Annotated in this window: 13 protein-coding genes and 1 pseudogene; 6 read left to right on the forward strand and 8 right to left on the reverse strand. The window is 69.7% G+C overall.

What is annotated here, in order from left to right:
* Window positions 1-4: 4 nt before the first annotated feature.
* Complete coding sequence (gene cls, locus E4191_RS14130; protein WP_135313967.1) at window positions 5-1,432, reverse strand: cardiolipin synthase; 1,428 nt, start codon at window positions 1,430-1,432, stop codon at window positions 5-7.
* Between the two features lie 88 nt (window positions 1,433-1,520).
* Here cls and accD point away from each other — a divergent pair.
* From accD to E4191_RS14145, 3 genes and pseudogenes are all read left to right on the forward strand, one after another.
* A pseudogene (accD, locus tag E4191_RS14135) lies at window positions 1,521-2,438 on the forward strand (acetyl-CoA carboxylase, carboxyltransferase subunit beta); the annotation flags it as partial.
* Between the two features lie 70 nt (window positions 2,439-2,508).
* Entirely contained in the window at window positions 2,509-3,777 is a 1,269-nt protein-coding gene (locus tag E4191_RS24035) for a bifunctional folylpolyglutamate synthase/dihydrofolate synthase (RefSeq protein ID WP_135313968.1), read from the forward strand.
* Window positions 3,778-3,884: 107 nt separating this feature from the next.
* Window positions 3,885-4,295 (forward strand): DUF983 domain-containing protein, encoded by a 411-nt coding sequence (locus E4191_RS14145; RefSeq protein ID WP_228461337.1) that lies wholly within the window; start codon window positions 3,885-3,887, stop codon window positions 4,293-4,295.
* A 45-nt stretch (window positions 4,296-4,340) separates the two neighbouring features.
* Here the strand turns inward: E4191_RS14145 and E4191_RS14150 are convergent, their stop codons facing one another.
* Together E4191_RS14150 and lysM are read right to left on the reverse strand one after the other, a co-directional pair.
* Window positions 4,341-6,227 carry an acyl-CoA synthetase gene (locus tag E4191_RS14150; RefSeq protein ID WP_135313969.1) on the reverse strand — a complete coding sequence of 629 codons (1,887 nt, stop codon included), beginning with the start codon at window positions 6,225-6,227 and terminating at the stop codon, window positions 4,341-4,343.
* A 152-nt stretch (window positions 6,228-6,379) separates the two neighbouring features.
* Window positions 6,380-6,889, reverse strand: a complete 510-nt coding sequence (lysM, locus tag E4191_RS14155; RefSeq protein WP_135313970.1) for a peptidoglycan-binding protein LysM — start codon at window positions 6,887-6,889, stop codon at window positions 6,380-6,382.
* Between the two features lie 166 nt (window positions 6,890-7,055).
* On the opposite strand from lysM, the gene E4191_RS14160 reads away from it, so the two are divergent.
* Window positions 7,056-7,586 (forward strand): CAP domain-containing protein, encoded by a 531-nt coding sequence (locus tag E4191_RS14160; protein WP_135313971.1) that lies wholly within the window; start codon window positions 7,056-7,058, stop codon window positions 7,584-7,586.
* Window positions 7,587-7,596: 10 nt separating this feature from the next.
* Here E4191_RS14160 and E4191_RS14165 read toward each other — a convergent pair whose 3' ends face one another.
* Window positions 7,597-9,411, reverse strand: a complete 1,815-nt coding sequence (locus E4191_RS14165; RefSeq protein ID WP_135313972.1) for an ABC transporter transmembrane domain-containing protein — start codon at window positions 9,409-9,411, stop codon at window positions 7,597-7,599.
* A gap of 73 nt (window positions 9,412-9,484) precedes the next feature.
* Entirely contained in the window at window positions 9,485-10,141 is a 657-nt protein-coding gene (locus E4191_RS14170; protein WP_135313973.1) for a 5'-methylthioadenosine/S-adenosylhomocysteine nucleosidase, read from the reverse strand.
* Between the two features lie 130 nt (window positions 10,142-10,271).
* On the opposite strand from E4191_RS14170, the gene zapE reads away from it, so the two are divergent.
* Window positions 10,272-11,405 (forward strand): cell division protein ZapE, encoded by a 1,134-nt coding sequence (gene zapE, locus E4191_RS14175; RefSeq protein ID WP_135313974.1) that lies wholly within the window; start codon window positions 10,272-10,274, stop codon window positions 11,403-11,405.
* On the opposite strand, the gene E4191_RS14180 is transcribed toward zapE, so the two are convergent.
* Window positions 11,402-12,040: a DsbA family protein gene (locus E4191_RS14180; RefSeq protein WP_135313975.1), complete on the reverse strand. Its 639-nt coding sequence runs from the start codon at window positions 12,038-12,040 to the stop codon at window positions 11,402-11,404. The genes zapE and E4191_RS14180 overlap by 4 nt on opposite strands.
* A gap of 56 nt (window positions 12,041-12,096) precedes the next feature.
* Between E4191_RS14180 and E4191_RS14185 the strand changes: the two genes are divergently transcribed.
* Window positions 12,097-12,450: an HNH endonuclease family protein gene (locus E4191_RS14185; RefSeq protein WP_407947025.1), complete on the forward strand. Its 354-nt coding sequence runs from the start codon at window positions 12,097-12,099 to the stop codon at window positions 12,448-12,450.
* Between the two features lie 28 nt (window positions 12,451-12,478).
* Here E4191_RS14185 and E4191_RS14190 read toward each other — a convergent pair whose 3' ends face one another.
* Complete coding sequence (locus E4191_RS14190; protein ID WP_135313976.1) at window positions 12,479-13,057, reverse strand: hypothetical protein; 579 nt, start codon at window positions 13,055-13,057, stop codon at window positions 12,479-12,481.
* A 118-nt stretch (window positions 13,058-13,175) separates the two neighbouring features.
* Entirely contained in the window at window positions 13,176-14,831 is a 1,656-nt protein-coding gene (gene ettA, locus E4191_RS14195; RefSeq protein WP_135313977.1) for an energy-dependent translational throttle protein EttA, read from the reverse strand.
* Between the last annotated feature and the right edge of the window lie 52 nt (window positions 14,832-14,883).

The following is a 14,883-nucleotide window of genomic DNA, read 5'->3' on the forward strand; positions in this document are numbered from 1 at the left end:
TCCGTCACAGCAGCGGCGAGGCCAGCGCCAGCAGGTTGTTGCGGATCCGGCGCCCCGCGCTCCAGTCGCGGACCTCGTCCAGGCTGATGGCGCGGGCGCGGTCGACATAGCTGGCCTGCCGCGCATCCAGCATGCCCACGAATTCGGGGTCGAAGACCGCCATGTTGACCTCGTAGTTCAGCTCGAAGCTGCGCCGGTCCAAGTTGGCGCTGCCGATCATCGCCATGCGCCCGTCCACGGTCAGGATCTTGGAATGCAGAAGCCCGTCTTGGAACAGCATCAGCCGCACCCCCGCCGCCAGCAACCCATAGTAGAACCCCTGGCTGGTCGCGCCCACGATCAGGCTGTCGTTGCGCGCGGGCAGGATCAGGGTCACCTGCACGCCCCGCCGCGCCGCCGCCCGGATCGCCGCATCCAGCGCCGCGTCGGGCACGTAATAGGGCGTGGTGATCACCACCCTGTCGCGCGCCGCATGCAGCATCGCATTGAGGCAGTCGGACACGCTGCCCGCCCGCAGGTCGGGGCCCGTCGCCACCACCTGCGCGGCCAGCCCCGGATCGGCCACCGGCGCGACCGGCTGCAGCATCGGCCCCAGGTCGCGGCCGGTATAGCTCATCCAGTCGCCCAGAAAGACCGCCTGCAGCTGGCGCACGGCGGGCCCCTCGACCGACACCAGGATGTCGATCCAGGGGCCGAAGCGCGCCTTCACCGCGAATGCCATGTCGGCGCAGTTGCGGCTGCCGGTGAAGGCCAGCCGGTTGTCGATCACCAGGATCTTGCGGTGGTTGCGCAGGTCCAGCCGCTGGAACAGCACGCTGATGAAGGGCAGGCCCCAGGGAAAGGCGGTGACGCATTCCGCCCCCGCCTGGCTCATCTCGTCCCACAGGACCGAGCGCACCAGCGCGCGCGAGCCCAGCGCATCCACGATCACCCGGCATTGCACGCCCCGCGCCTCGGCCCGACAGATGGCCGCCGCGATCTTGGTGCCGCTGGCATCGGGCAGCCAGATGTAGAACAGCACATGGACGTGATCGCGCGCCGCGTCGATTGCCGCGACCAGCCGGTCGATGGCCGCATCGCTCTCCTCCAGCAGTACCAGCCGGTTCCCGTCCACCGCCTGCATGCCGCCCACCGCGGCATTGGCGGCGATGATCGGGCCGGCGGGATCGGGCGGCTCGGCCAGGACGGCGGGCACGGGGGTCTTCAGCCCGGTCAGGCGGTCGCGCACGTCGGCCATGCGCTGCACCTCGGCCTGGTTCATCCGCACCTCGCCGAACAGCAGGTAGGCGGCGATCCCCAGCAGCGGCACGGCTTCGACCACCATGATCCAGACCAGCCGGACCGAGGGCTCGACCCGGGGACGCAGAAGCACGCGGGCGATGATCACCAGCGACAGGGTCGTATGCGTCAGAAAGAACAGGGTGGCCCACATGGCGGGCAATATCCGCCGCCCCCCCGGCAATTGCAATTCCCCGCTTGCCGGCCTATCTGGGGGCCTGAAACAGCCAAGGCCATTCGCGATGAACTGGATCACGAACTACGTCCGCCCGCGCATCAACTCGCTGTTCTCGCGCCGCGAGGTGCCCGAGAATCTGTGGACCAAATGCCCCGAATGCGGGACGATGCTGTTCCATCGCGAACTGTCGGACAACCTGAACGTCTGCACCACCTGCGACCACCACATGCCGATCACCCCGCGCGAACGCTTCGGCGCGCTGTTCGACGGCGGCGCCTTCGTCGAGGTGAAGGTCCCCGACCCGATCTCCGACCCGCTGCAGTTCCGCGACCAGAAGAAATATCCCGACCGCATGAAGGCCGCCCAGAAGGCCACCGGCGAGAAGGAGGCGATGCTGGTCGCCGAAGGCGAGGTCGGCCGCACCCCGGTCATCGCGGTCGGCCAGGATTTCAGCTTCATGGGCGGATCCATGGGCATGTATGTCGGCAATGCCATCGTCGCCGCCGCCGAACGCGCGGTGAAGGTCAGAAAGCCCCTCGTCCTCTTCTCCGCCGCCGGCGGCGCCCGCATGCAGGAAGGCATCCTGTCCCTGATGCAGATGCCCCGCACCACCGTCGCGGTCGAGATGCTGAAAGAGGCGGGCATCCCCTATGTCGTCGTCCTGACCCATCCGACCACGGGCGGGGTCACGGCAAGCTACGCGATGCTGGGCGACATCCACATCGCCGAACCCAATGCCCTGATCTGCTTCGCCGGCCCCCGCGTCATCGAACAGACCATCCGCGAGAAGCTGCCCGAGGGCTTCCAGCGCGCCGAATACCTGCTGGAACACGGCATGCTCGACCGCGTGACCCACCGCCTGAAGTTGCGCGACGAGCTGGTCTCGATCCTGCGGATGCTGGGCGGCCTGCCCGCCCCCACCCGCGCCGACCTGCCCGCCCCCGCCCCGAACCCGTCATCGACCCCGCCCCGCCCGCGCCCGCCACACCGGCGTAAGGCATCTTCTTCACGAAAACATCCCGGGGGTCCGGGGGCTGGCCCCCGGCTGTATCATGGACCATTCCGACGCCATCCTGTCCCGCCTGATGGCGCTGCACCCCAAGGTCATCGACCTGTCGCTGGACCGCCTGCACCGCCTGCTGGCGGCCCTGGGCCATCCCGAACACCGCATCCCGCCGGTCGTCCACATCGCGGGCACCAACGGCAAGGGCAGCACGCAGGCGATGATCCGCGCGGGGCTCGAGGCCGGGGGCGCGCGCGTCCATGCCTATACCTCGCCGCATCTGGCCCGGTTCAACGAACGCATCCGGCTGTCGGGCGCGCTGATCGACGATCAGGCCCTTAGCGCCACTCTGGCCGAATGCGAGGCCGCCAATGACGGCCAGCCGATCACCTTCTTCGAGATCACCACCGCCGCCGCCTTCCTGGCCTTCTCGCGGACCCCGGCCGACTACACCCTCCTCGAGGTGGGCCTGGGCGGGCGGCTGGACGCCACCAACGTGATCGCTTCGCCGCGCCTGACGGTCATCACCCCCGTCTCGATCGACCACACGCAATATCTGGGCGACACCCTGCCGCTGATCGCCGCCGAGAAGGCCGGGATCCTCAAGCCCCGCGTCCCGGTCGTCATCGCCGCCCAGGAGGACGCCGCCCTGCGGGTGATCGAGGCCCGCGCCATGGGCCTCAGCGCGCCCATCCTGGCCCATGGCCAGCACTGGATGATCCAGCCCGAACGCGATGGCATGGTCTTTCAGGACGATCACGGGCTGTGGGACCTGCCGCGCCCGAACCTGATCGGCCCGCACCAGATCCAGAACGCCGGCACCGCATTGGCCGCCCTGCGCGCGCTCGGCGCGACCGAGGCGCAGGCCCGCGCCGCCGTCACGACCGCCGACTGGCCCGCCCGGATGCAGCGTCTGCGCCACGGCCCGCTGGTCGATCTGGCGGGCGCGTCCGAGTTGTGGCTGGACGGCGGGCACAATCCGGCGGGCGGGCTGGCGCTGGCCGCGACGCTGGCGGCCATGCCGCAGCGCCCGACCCATCTGGTCTGCGGCATGCTGAACACCAAGGATGTCGCGGGCTACCTGCGCCCGCTGGCCGCCCATGCCGCCAGCCTCACCGCCATCGACATCCCCGGAGAGCCGAATACCCTGCCCGCCTCGGACACGGCCCAAGCGGCGACCGCCGTCGGCATCCCGACCCGCACCGCCCCGGATGCGGCGGCGGCGCTGCGCGCCATCACCGCCACCGACCCGGCGGCGCGCATCCTCATCTGCGGCTCGCTCTATCTGGCGGGCCGCATCCTGCGGGAAAACGGCTGATCCGGCGCAACCATGCGCGCGGCCCGGGTGTTGCCCCTGATCCAGACAAGCGAGGCGTCATGACGCAATCCCCTCCGGATGACCAAGACCCGGATTTCCGGGCATCGATGATGCCCCCTCCGGCCAGCCGGGCCGCAGGCACTCCCACCCCCGACAGCCCGCCCCGCGATCCCCGCACGGCAGTCCTGCGGGGGCTGGCGAACCGCTGCCCCAATTGCGGCGAGGGGCAGCTGCTGCAGGGTTTCCTGACGGTGAATGCCGAATGCGACCACTGTCAGGCGCCGCTCGGCCGCTATCCGGCGGCGGACGGCCCGGCCTTCTTCACCATGACGATCATGCTTCTGGTCCTGATCCCGCTTCTGGGCATCGTCTGGACCGTCTGGCGCCCCGAGCCGCTGACCCTGCTGGCCATCACCGGCATCATCATGACGCTGATGACGCTGGCGCTGCTGCGGCTGATCAAGGGGGCCTTCATCGGCTATCTCTGGGCCAACAACGAACAGGACCGGGGCGCCTGACCGCCCCGGCCCGGATCTCGGGGCCCGACCTCAGGCCCCCAGATCTCAGGTCCTGTCCCAGTCCCAAGGCGTCGTGAACTCGCCAAGCCGGGCGGCCACCTCGGCCTCGTCGGCGCCTGCATGCGACAGGCGCGCCACCAGCCCGCGCTTCTTGTCCTCCTGGACCGCGGTGACATGGGCGCCGGTCCCCTCCAGCACCGCATCGAAGACCCGGGTGATCGCCAGCTTGCGCAGCTCGGGCTTGAAGATCTTGCCGACGGCGGTCTTGGGCAGCTCGGGCAGGATCTCGACATGCTTGGGGATCGCCGCGCGCTCGTGGATATGCGTCCTGGCGTGCTCCATCAGCTCCTTGATCGACACCTCGGCCCCCGCGACCAGTTCGACATAGGCGCAGGGCAGCTCGCCCGCGAAGGCGTCGGGCTGGCCGATGGCCCCCACGAAGGACACCGCCGGGTGGGACAGCAGCCCCTCCTCGATCTCGGCCGGATCGATGTTGTGGCCGCCCCGGATGATCAGGTCCTTGGCCCGGCCCGTGATCCACAGATAGCCGTCCGCATCCAGCCGCCCCAGATCGCCGGTGCGCAGATAGACGTCGTCGCAGAACAGCCGGTGGTTCTTGTCCGCCTCGGTATAGGTCGAGCCGGGGAAGACTCCGGGATTGGCGATGCAGATCTCTCCGACCTCGTCGGTGGCGCATTCCTGCACCTGGCCCGCCTCGCTATGGTTGAGGATCCGCACATGCGTGTGGGGCAGCGGGATGCCGACCGAACCCACCTTCTTCTTGCCGTCCACCGGGTTGCAGCTGACCAGGCAGGTCGCCTCGGTCAGGCCATAGCCCTCGGCGATCTCGACGCCGGTGGCGGCCTTGAAGCGGTTGTACAGCTCGATCGGCAGCGGAGCCGATCCCGAGATCGCGGTCTTGAGACTGCTGACATCGGCATTCACGGGGCGCTGCATCAGGGCCGCGATGGCGGTGGGGACGGTGATCAGGAAGGTCGCCTGCCAGCGCTCGATCAGGCCCCAGAAGTTGTCGAAGACGCCGTCGCCGCGATACCCCGCAGGCGTCGGCATGACCATGTGCGCACCCGATGAGATGCAGGACATCAGCACCGGATAGGCCGCGAAGACATGGAACATCGGCAGCGGGCACATCAGCACGTCGGTCTCGTCGAAGAGCAGCGTGCCCCCCAGCCAGCCGTTGTAGATCATGCCGGAATACTTGTGCTGCGCCACCTTGGGCGTGCCGGTCGTGCCGCCGGTGTGGAAATAGGCCGCGACCCGGTCCTGCCGGACATCGTCGAAATCCAGCTGCTTGTGGCTGTGCGCGCTGGCCGCCGCCTCGAAGTTCAGGATCTTGGCCCTGTGGCGGACCTTCACCTTGGGCCGGATCAGCGGCACGATGAAGCGCTTGATGCCGCGCAGATGACGGTTCAGGTCGATCTCGATCACATGGGTCACGTCGGGGGCCTGGGCCACGGCCTCGGCGGCCTTCTGGGCCACGTCGGTCTTGGGGAAGGCCCGCAGCGTCACCAGCACCTTGGCCCGCGTCTCGCGCAGGATCCCGGCGATCTGGCGGGTGTCCAGAAGCGGGTTGATCGGATTGACGATCCCCGCCGTGGCCCCGGCCAGCAGCACGACCGGCGTCTCGATGCTGTTGGGCAGCAGATAGGCGATGGTGTCGTCCGGCCCCACGCCCAGGCTGCGGAAAAGGTTCGCGGTCTCGGTCACCCGCTCCAGCAGGTCCTGCCAGCTCAGCGTGACGGACGGATCGCGCGGCCCCGACAGCAACTGGAACGAGATCGCCGGTCGGGTCGGCACGCGCGCGGCGGTGCGGGCCAGAAACTCGTAGATCGTCACCGGCAGGTCGCGGTCCTCGTAGCGGCTCTCGGCCTCGATCCGATCGCGGTCGTCGTAGCTGCTGAACTTGGCCATGTGGTCCCCTCCTCGCCGGACCGACGATATGCGGCCCCTCCCGGCCCGCAGGATGGAACCATTCAATCGAACGGAGCAAGGGCCGGTCGCGATTGCCCGCGTAAAAACGCCGCGTCAGACCGGGGTCGACGCGGCGTCAGGCCGGTGGCGGATCACGCCGTGGCGGGGATCCGCAGCACCTGGCCGGGATAGATCTTGTCGGGATCGCTCAGCATGGGCCGGTTCGCCTCGAAGATGGCGTTGTACTGCGCGGCGCTGCCCAGATGGTCCTTGGCTATGGCCGACAGGGTCTCGCCCTTCTTCACCGTATGGAAGACGGGGGCGGGCGCATCCTCGGGCAGATCGGCCTCGACCTTGGCGATGCCTTGGATGTTGCCGACCGCCAGGATCAGCTTTTCCAGAACCTCGCGGTCGGCCCCGCGCGATTCGACCACCACCGTGTCGCCGCGCAGCCGCAGATGCACGTCGCCGGCATCCAGGTTCAGCGATTGCAGCTCGGCCTTGAGCGCCGCGACCTTGCGCTGCGTCTCGACGTCCGCATCCGCCTTCGCGGCGGGGGTGGCCGGGGCGGCGTCCGCCGGGGTTGCCGCGGGGGCGGGCGCGGCCTCGGCCTTGCCGAAGACAGCCTTGCCGGCATCTTTCACGAAATCCCAGATGGCCATGTCCTGATCGTCCTTTTGCAAACTCGCCGGACGAACGACGAACGGAAGGGTGCGGTTCCGTGCCGCACCCCCCTGCCCGGCGGCGGAGGAGAGAAACCGCCTGTTAACGCTTGGATGCGTAGGGTGGCGGGGGATGCCGGCGGACCGGGCGGGGGTGAGGATGCGCATGAAACACAGGGTCCTGGCCCTGACAGTGGCCGGGCTTCTGGCGGCGGCATGCAGCCCGCAGGCCGCGACACCGCCCCCCAAGGACCCCCATGCCGTGCAGGTCGGCCCGCCCGGCGCGGCCCTCTGCCGGCCCGCGGGTGCCGCCCAGACCGCCGCGGGCGCCGCCGCCACGAATGCCCTGCGCGGGCCTGCCGGGCTGGTTGCCGTCACCCCCGATCCGCTGCTGTCCCGGGTGGCCGCCGCCCATGCCTGCGACATGGCCCGGCGGGGGCGCATGACCCATCTGGGCACCACCACCACCGGCCCCGCGATGCGGCTGAAGCAGGCGGGCTACCGGCCCGCCATCTCGGCCGAGAATATCGCGGCGGGCCCGTTCTCGCTGTCGCGGGTGCTGGCGGAATGGACCGCCTCGCCGGGGCACCGGGCCAATATCCTGCTGCCGCAGATGCGCGATTTCGGCGTGGGTCAGGCGCTTGGGCCGGACGGGCGGAATACCTATTGGGTGGCGGTCTATGCCGCGCCGCGCTGAGGCCTGCCGCTCAGGCGGTCCGCGCCAGCGCCGGGTCGCCCTGCCGGCCCGGGCCGTCGGTGAACTGCATCCGCGCCAGCCGCGCGTACAACCCGCCCTCGGCCACCAGCTGGTCATGGCTGCCCGTCGCCACGATGCGGCCCTGATCCAGCACGACGATCCGGTCGGCCTGCTTCACGGTCGCCAGGCGGTGCGCCACGACGATCGTGGTGCGTCCCTGGGCCAGCCGGTTGACCGCCGCCTGCACCAGCGATTCGGATTCCGCGTCCAGCGCGCTGGTCGCCTCGTCCAGCAGCAGGATCGGCGCGTCGCGCAGCATGGCGCGGGCGATGGCCACGCGTTGGCGCTGGCCGCCCGACAGCATCACGCCGCGTTCGCCCAAGGCCGTCTCGTAGCCCTGCGGCAGGGCGGCGATGAACTCGTGCGCATGGGCCGCCCGGGCCGCCGCCTGCACCTCGGCATCGCTGGCCTCGGGACGGCCAAGCCGGATGTTCTCGGCCGCCGAGGCCGCGAAGATGACCGGGTCCTGCGGCACCAGCGCAATTTGGCCGCGCAGGTCCGTGCGGGCCAGGTCGCGCAGGTCGATCCCGTCCAGCGTCACCCGCCCCTCGGCCGGGTCCCAGAACCGCTGGATCAGCTGGATCACCGTCGTCTTGCCCGCGCCCGAGGGGCCGACAAGCGCCACCGTCTCTCCGGGGCGGATGGTCAGGTCGATCCCGTCCAGGGCCGCCGCATCGGGGCGCGTGGGAAAGCGGAACCCCACCCCCTGCAGCGCGATCTGGCCGCGCAGGGGCTGCGGCAGGGGCTGCGGATGGGGCGGATCGACCAGCGTGTCCTCGGCCGACAGCAGCTCGGCCAGACGCTCGGTCGCGCCGGCGGCGCGCTGCAATTCGCCCCAGATCTCGGACAGGGCGCCGGTCGCGCTGGACACCAGGATCGCGTAGATGACGAACTGCACCAGCTGGCCCGCCGTCATCGCGCCCTCCTGCACGTCGCGCGCGCCGATCCACAACACGCCGATGACGCCCGCGAAGATCAGGAAGATCACGATGGCGGTCATCACCGCGCGTGTGGCGATGCGGGTCCGGGCCACGCGATAGGACTGTTCGGTCACCTCGTCGAAACGGGCGATGCTGCGCGCCTCGGCGGTATAGGCCTGCACGGTCTGGGCGGCCAGCAGCGTCTCGGACGCGGTGCCCGAGGACGCCGCGATCCAGTCCTGGTTGGCCCGCGACAGCGCGCGCAGGCGCCGCCCCAGCAGGATGATCGGGATCAGGATCGCGGGCACGATCAGCAGCACCATCGCCATCAGCTTGACCGAGGTCCAAGCCAGCATCGCCATGCCTCCCGCCAGGATCAGCATGTTGCGCAGCGCGATGGACAGCGACGAGCCCACGACCGACTGGATCAGCGTCGTGTCGGTGGTGATGCGCGACAGGATCTCTCCGGTCATGACGCGTTCGAAGAAGGCGGGGGACAGGGTGATGACGCGGGCATAGACGGCCTTCCGGATGTCGGCCACGACCCGCTCGCCCAAGCGTGTCACGAAGAAATAGCGCGCCGCCGTGCCCAGGGCCAGCGCCGCCACGATCAGCAGCGCGGCGCCGAAATAGCGGTCCAGCAGCCCCGCCCCGTCGTCGAAATTGTCGACCACGCGGCGCGCGGCCAAGGGCAGGATCAGGCTGATACCCGAGGTCACGACCAGCGCCAGCATCGCCAGCATCACCTGAAGGCGATAGGGCCGCACGAAGGGCCACAGCGCGCCAAGCGCCCCCACCTGCCTGCTGGTGGGCCGGTCTTCCTGATTGCCTGCGCCGCGTCTCATGCCTGTCTGTGCCCGGATGATGTCCCCGCCCCGGTCTAGGGTGCCGGGGGGCGAAGGACAAGCGTTCCGGATGTCACGCCCCGAGGGCCAGCGCCGGGTCCCGGCGGGCCAGCGCGGCCTCCAGCAGGTCGATCGCCGCGGCCAGGCGGCCGTCGATCAGCTGCAGGTGCCGGGTCCAGTCGGCCAGGCCCTCCAGCGCCTCGGCCCCGTCCGAGATGCCGCGCAGCCCGATCAGCGGCACCCTGAAACGCTGCGCCGCGCGCAGATGGGCAAAGGTCTCCATGTCGACCATGTCCTCGGCGATGGCCGTGTAGGCGGGGCCGCTGACGATGTCGGCGCCGGTCGACAGGCTAGCCACGGGCAGGCCGGGGATGCGATGGGGGATGTCGATCACCCGCGGCAGGTCCAGGAACGGCGTGCAGCCGCGCGGGAACCCGAGCGCGCTGGCATCCATGTCGCGCCACGCGACCGCGCCCACCTGATAGACCTGCCCCTGCGCCAGCCGCGCCGATCCCGCCGATCCAAGCGAGACGACCAGCCGAGGGCGCACCGTCAGGGCGGCCAATGCGGCAGTCAGTTCCACGGCGGCCTCGACAGGCCCCACGCCGGTCATCAGGGGCCGGATGCGGGCGCGCAAAGTCGGGCCGTATTCCGCCTCGGCCGCCATGACGAAGAGGACGGGCAGGCCCGCGATCATGTCGGGGGCGGTCGGGTCGGGGGCGCGGGTCATTCGGACACCTTCCTCGGGGGGCTGGGATCCCGGGTCGCATGGCGCGGCAGGCCGGGTCAAGCCTGCTGGCCCCTTGCGGCACGGCGCCGGGCTGTGGCAGGGGTGCGGGGTCAATCAGGGGGCATGCCGCATGGGTCAGGTCAGCGATCTCTACTCCCGCAAGGTGGCGGCGGGGCAGCTGCGCGCGGACCCCGCGCAGCAGCAGGTGCTGCCCCACATGGACCATGTGCTGGACCAGATGCAGGCCGCCCCCGCACCCAAGCGCTCGGCCTGGCGGGCGTTCCTGGGGGTGGGCAGCCCCGATCCCGCGCCCGCCGCCAAGGGGCTGTACCTCTGGGGCGGGGTGGGGCGGGGCAAGTCGATGCTGATGGACCTGATGGCCGAGGCGGCGGGCCAGATCCCCTGCCGCCGCGTGCATTTCCACGAGTTCATGCAGGAGATCCAGGCCGGTCTGAACGAGGCGCGCAAGCGCGGCCAGCAGGACACCGTGCGCCCCGTGGCCGAGGGCGTCGCCCGCCAGACCCGGCTGCTGTGCTTCGACGAGATGCAGATCACCGACATCGCCGACGCGATGATCGTGGGGCGGCTGTTCCAGGTGCTGTTCGACCAAGGGGTGACGGTGGTCACCACCTCGAACCGGGTGCCCGAGGATCTCTACAAGCACGGGCTGAACCGGCAGCTGTTTTTGCCCTTCATCGGCCTGATCCGCGAGCGGATGGAGGTTGTCTGCCTGGACAGCCAGACCGACTATCGCCAGAACCGCCAGGGCGGGCCGGTCTGGTTCGCCCCCGCCGATGTGCAGGCCAAGGCGGCCTTGGACGGCGTCTGGTCCGACCTGACCGGGGATGCGACCCCGGAGCCGCTGACCATCGCCGTGCAGGGCCGGCAGGTCACCCTGCCCGCCCATGCGGGGCGGGTGGCGCGGTCCAGCTTCTGGGACCTGTGCGGGCGCCCCCTGGGCCCGGCGGATTACCTGGCGGTGGCACGCGCCGTGGATGTGCTGCTGATCGACGGCGTGCCGCGCCTGTCGGCCTCGAACTACAACGAGGCGCGGCGCTTCGTCACGCTGATCGACGCCCTCTACGAGGCCAAGGTCCGCCTGATCGCCAGCGCCGCCGACGAGCCCGAGCAGCTGTACAACGAGGGCGAGGGCAGCTTCGAATTCGAACGCACCGCCAGCCGCCTGCGCGAGATGCAGGATGCGGCCTGGGGACGGCGCGCGGATGCCGCCCCGCCCGAAGAGGCCGAAAGCGCGACCGCCTAGCTGGCCACGCCCATCGTCCGGCGCCCGCGCGCGACCAGCTCGCGCAGCTCGTCCAGCGTCATGGCGCCGAAGACGGCCTCGTCGCCGCAGATGAAACTGGGCGTGCCCGCCAGCCCCATGTGATCGGCCAGCATGTCGCTGGTGTTGATGTGCCGCTCGATCGGCTCGGCCAGCATGCCTTGGCGCAGCGCGGCCTCGTCCAGGCCGATGTCGCGGGCCACGCGCATCACCGTCGCCTCCTCGGCACGGCCGCGCATGGTCAGCAGACCCGCATGCATCTGCCAGTAGCGCCCCATCGGCAGCGTCGCCAGCGAGGCGCGGGCCGCGAAATCCGATCCGGCACCGAAGACCGGCCATTCGCGATAGACCACGCGCAGGTTCGGGTCGCTGCTGACCAGCTGCTGGACCAGCGGCAGCATCGTGCGGCAATGTGGGCAGTTGTAGTCGAAGAACTCGGTCAGGGTGATGTCGCCATCCGGGTTGCCCAGCACCGGCGCGGTCGGGTCGCGTTCCAGCGCGCGGCGCAGCTCCTCGGGCATGGGGTTGGCGCGGGCGGGGGCCTGCGCCAAGGCGGGAAGGGCCGCGAGGGCCGTGGCCGCGGCGGTGGCGGCCAGAAGGATGCGCCGGGTCGGCATGGCTTGTCCTCTCATCGGGGCATGGTCATATGAAGGGCCTAACGCGAGGGCTGACGATGCGGAAATCACGATCCCTGGACGGCGGCGTCACGTTGCCGTCAGACCTGCCCGGCGCGGAGGATCCCGAGGCGCTGGCCGAGGTCCCCGTCTGCCCCCTGTGCCTGCGCCCCATCCCGTCGGATGTGCCGCAGAGCCGCCATCACCTGGTCCCCAAGCTGCGGGGCGGCAAGGGCGGACCCACGGTGCTGCTGCACCACATCTGCCACAAGACGATCCACAAGACCCTGCGCGAGACCGAGCTGGCCCGCAACGTCAACACCATCGAGGCGCTGCGCGAGCATCCCGATCTGGCGCCCTTCTGGGCCTGGATCGCCAAGCGCCCGCCGGGCTTCGCCGGCAAGACGCGCTGAGGGCCGCCCTGCGGCCCCCGGGGCAGGGTCAGATGGCGGTGGCCTTGACCGCCTCGCGCAGTTCGGGATGCATGACCCAGACGAACTCGCCATCCTCGCGCGCTGCGCCGCTGCGGGCCAGTACGCCGGTCAGCACCTGATCCTCGGCGGGGCCCGTCTCGGGCGCGGTCACGTCCATCGCCTCGGCCATCAGCTTGCCGGCCTTGTTGTAATGCAGGTTCGCGGTGGCGAAGGTGCGGTATCCCGCGACCTCGGCCAGCTCCTGCGCGGTCAGGCCCGCATCCCCGGCCGCGGCATGGGCGCGCAGCATCACCAGCTGCTTGTCGGTCAAGCCCGCCCCGCGCAGCCCGTCGGTATAGTCCTCGACGGTGGGCACGTCGAAGCCCATCGATTCGTCGTGGCGGCGGCGCGACAGGCGCTGCTGGATCTCTTCGTCGATCTGCGCCTTCAGCGCTTCGATGGCCAACTCGGCATCCTTGCCGGTCGCCTCATGGGCGAAGCCGCGGCCGCCCGCGCCCTGGCGCAGGAAGGCGCGCGCCGTCCAGGTTCCGGACAGCTGGCCCGCCTTGAGCATGAATTTGCCGTAGTCGATCGAGATCGTGGCCATCCGGGCCTCCTGTGATGCAGGGCGGGCCCCCGTTCGACGGCCCCGCCCTTTTGAAAGGGATGCAGAAAACCGGGGGCGCCGCGACCGCGACGCCCCCGGGCGTTCCGCCGATCGCGCCTCAGCGCGTGAACTTCTTGTACTTCACCCGCTTGGGGTTGACCGAATCCGGGCCGAGGCGGCGGATCTTGTCTTCCTCGTAGGCTTCGAAATTGCCCTCGAACCATTCGACATGGGCGTCGCCCTCGAAGGCCAGGATATGCGTGCACAGCCGGTCCAGGAAGAAGCGGTCGTGCGAGATGATCACCGCGCAGCCCGCGAAATCGTCCAGCGCCGCTTCCAACGCCTGCAGGGTCTCGACGTCCAGATCGTTGGTCGGTTCGTCCAGCAGCAGCACGTTGCCGCCCGCCTTCAGCAGCTTAGCCATGTGCACGCGGTTGCGTTCGCCGCCCGACAGGGTGCCGACCTTCTTCTGCTGGTCGCTGCCCTTGAAGTTGAAGGCCGAGCAATAGGCGCGGCTGTTCATCGTCGCATCGCCCAACGCGATCAGCTCGGCCCCGCCGCTGATCTCCTCCCACACGTTCTTGCCGTCGCCAAGCGCGTCGCGCGACTGGTCGACATAGGACAGCTGGACCGTGTCGCCCAGGGTGATCGTGCCCTCGTCGGGCTGCTCCTGCCCGGTCAGCATGCGGAACAGCGTCGATTTGCCCGCGCCGTTGGGACCGATCACGCCCACGATGCCGCCGGGGGGGATGGTGAAATCCAGGTTCTCGATCAGCAGCTTGTCGCCCATGGCCTTCTTCAGGCCCACGACCTCGATCACCTTGCCGCCAAGGCGCTCGCCATTGGGGATGATGATCTGGGCGTTGGCGATGCGTTCCTTCTCGGTCTTGTTCGCCATCTCGTTATAGGCGTTGACGCGGGCCTTCTGCTTGGCCTGGCGGGCCTTCGCGCCGGCGCGGATCCATTCCAGCTCGCGTTCCAGCACCTTCTGCTTGGACTTGTCCTCGCGCGCCTCCTGGGCCACCCGCTTGGCCTTGGCCTCCAGCCAGGACGAATAGTTGCCCTCGTGCGGCAAGCCCCGGCCCCGCTCCAGCTCCAGGATCCACGAGGTGATGTCGTCCAGGAAATAGCGGTCGTGGGTCACGGTCAGGATCGTGCCCTTGTATTCGATCAGGTGCTTCTGCAGCCAGGCGATGGTTTCCGCGTCCAGGTGGTTGGTCGGCTCGTCCAAGAGCAGCATGTCGGGCGCCTCGAGCAGCAGCTTGCACAGCGCCACCCGGCGGCGTTCGCCGCCCGACAGGGTTGCGACATCGGCCTCGTCGGGCGGGCAGCGCAGGGCCTCCATCGCGACATCGACCTGGCTGTCCAGATCCCACAGGTTCTCGGCGTCGATCTGGTCCTGCAGGGCCGACATCTCCTCGGCGGTCTCGTCCGAGTAGTTCATCGCCAGCTCGTTGTAGCGGTCCAGCTTGGCCTGCTTCTTGGCCACGCCCAGCATGACGTTGCCGCGCACGTCCAGGCTCTCGTCCAGCTGCGGCTCCTGCGGCAGGTAACCCACGGTCGCGCCCTTGGCGGCCCAGGCCTCGCCGGTGAAGTCCTTGTCGATGCCCGCCATGACGCGCATCAGGCTGGATTTGCCCGAGCCGTTGACGCCCACGACGCCGATCTTGACGCCGGGCAGGAAGTTCAGCTTGATGTTTTCAAAGACCTTCTTGCCGCCGGGATAGGTCTTGGACACGCCGTCCATGTGATAGACGAACTGATGTGATGCCATCGGGAATGCTCCTGAGATTTGCCGTCTTGTAAGCCATCAGGCGCGCTGATGG

It is taken from the genome of Paracoccus liaowanqingii, assembly GCF_004683865.2.
GTDB classification, from domain to species: Bacteria; Pseudomonadota; Alphaproteobacteria; order Rhodobacterales; family Rhodobacteraceae; genus Paracoccus; species Paracoccus liaowanqingii.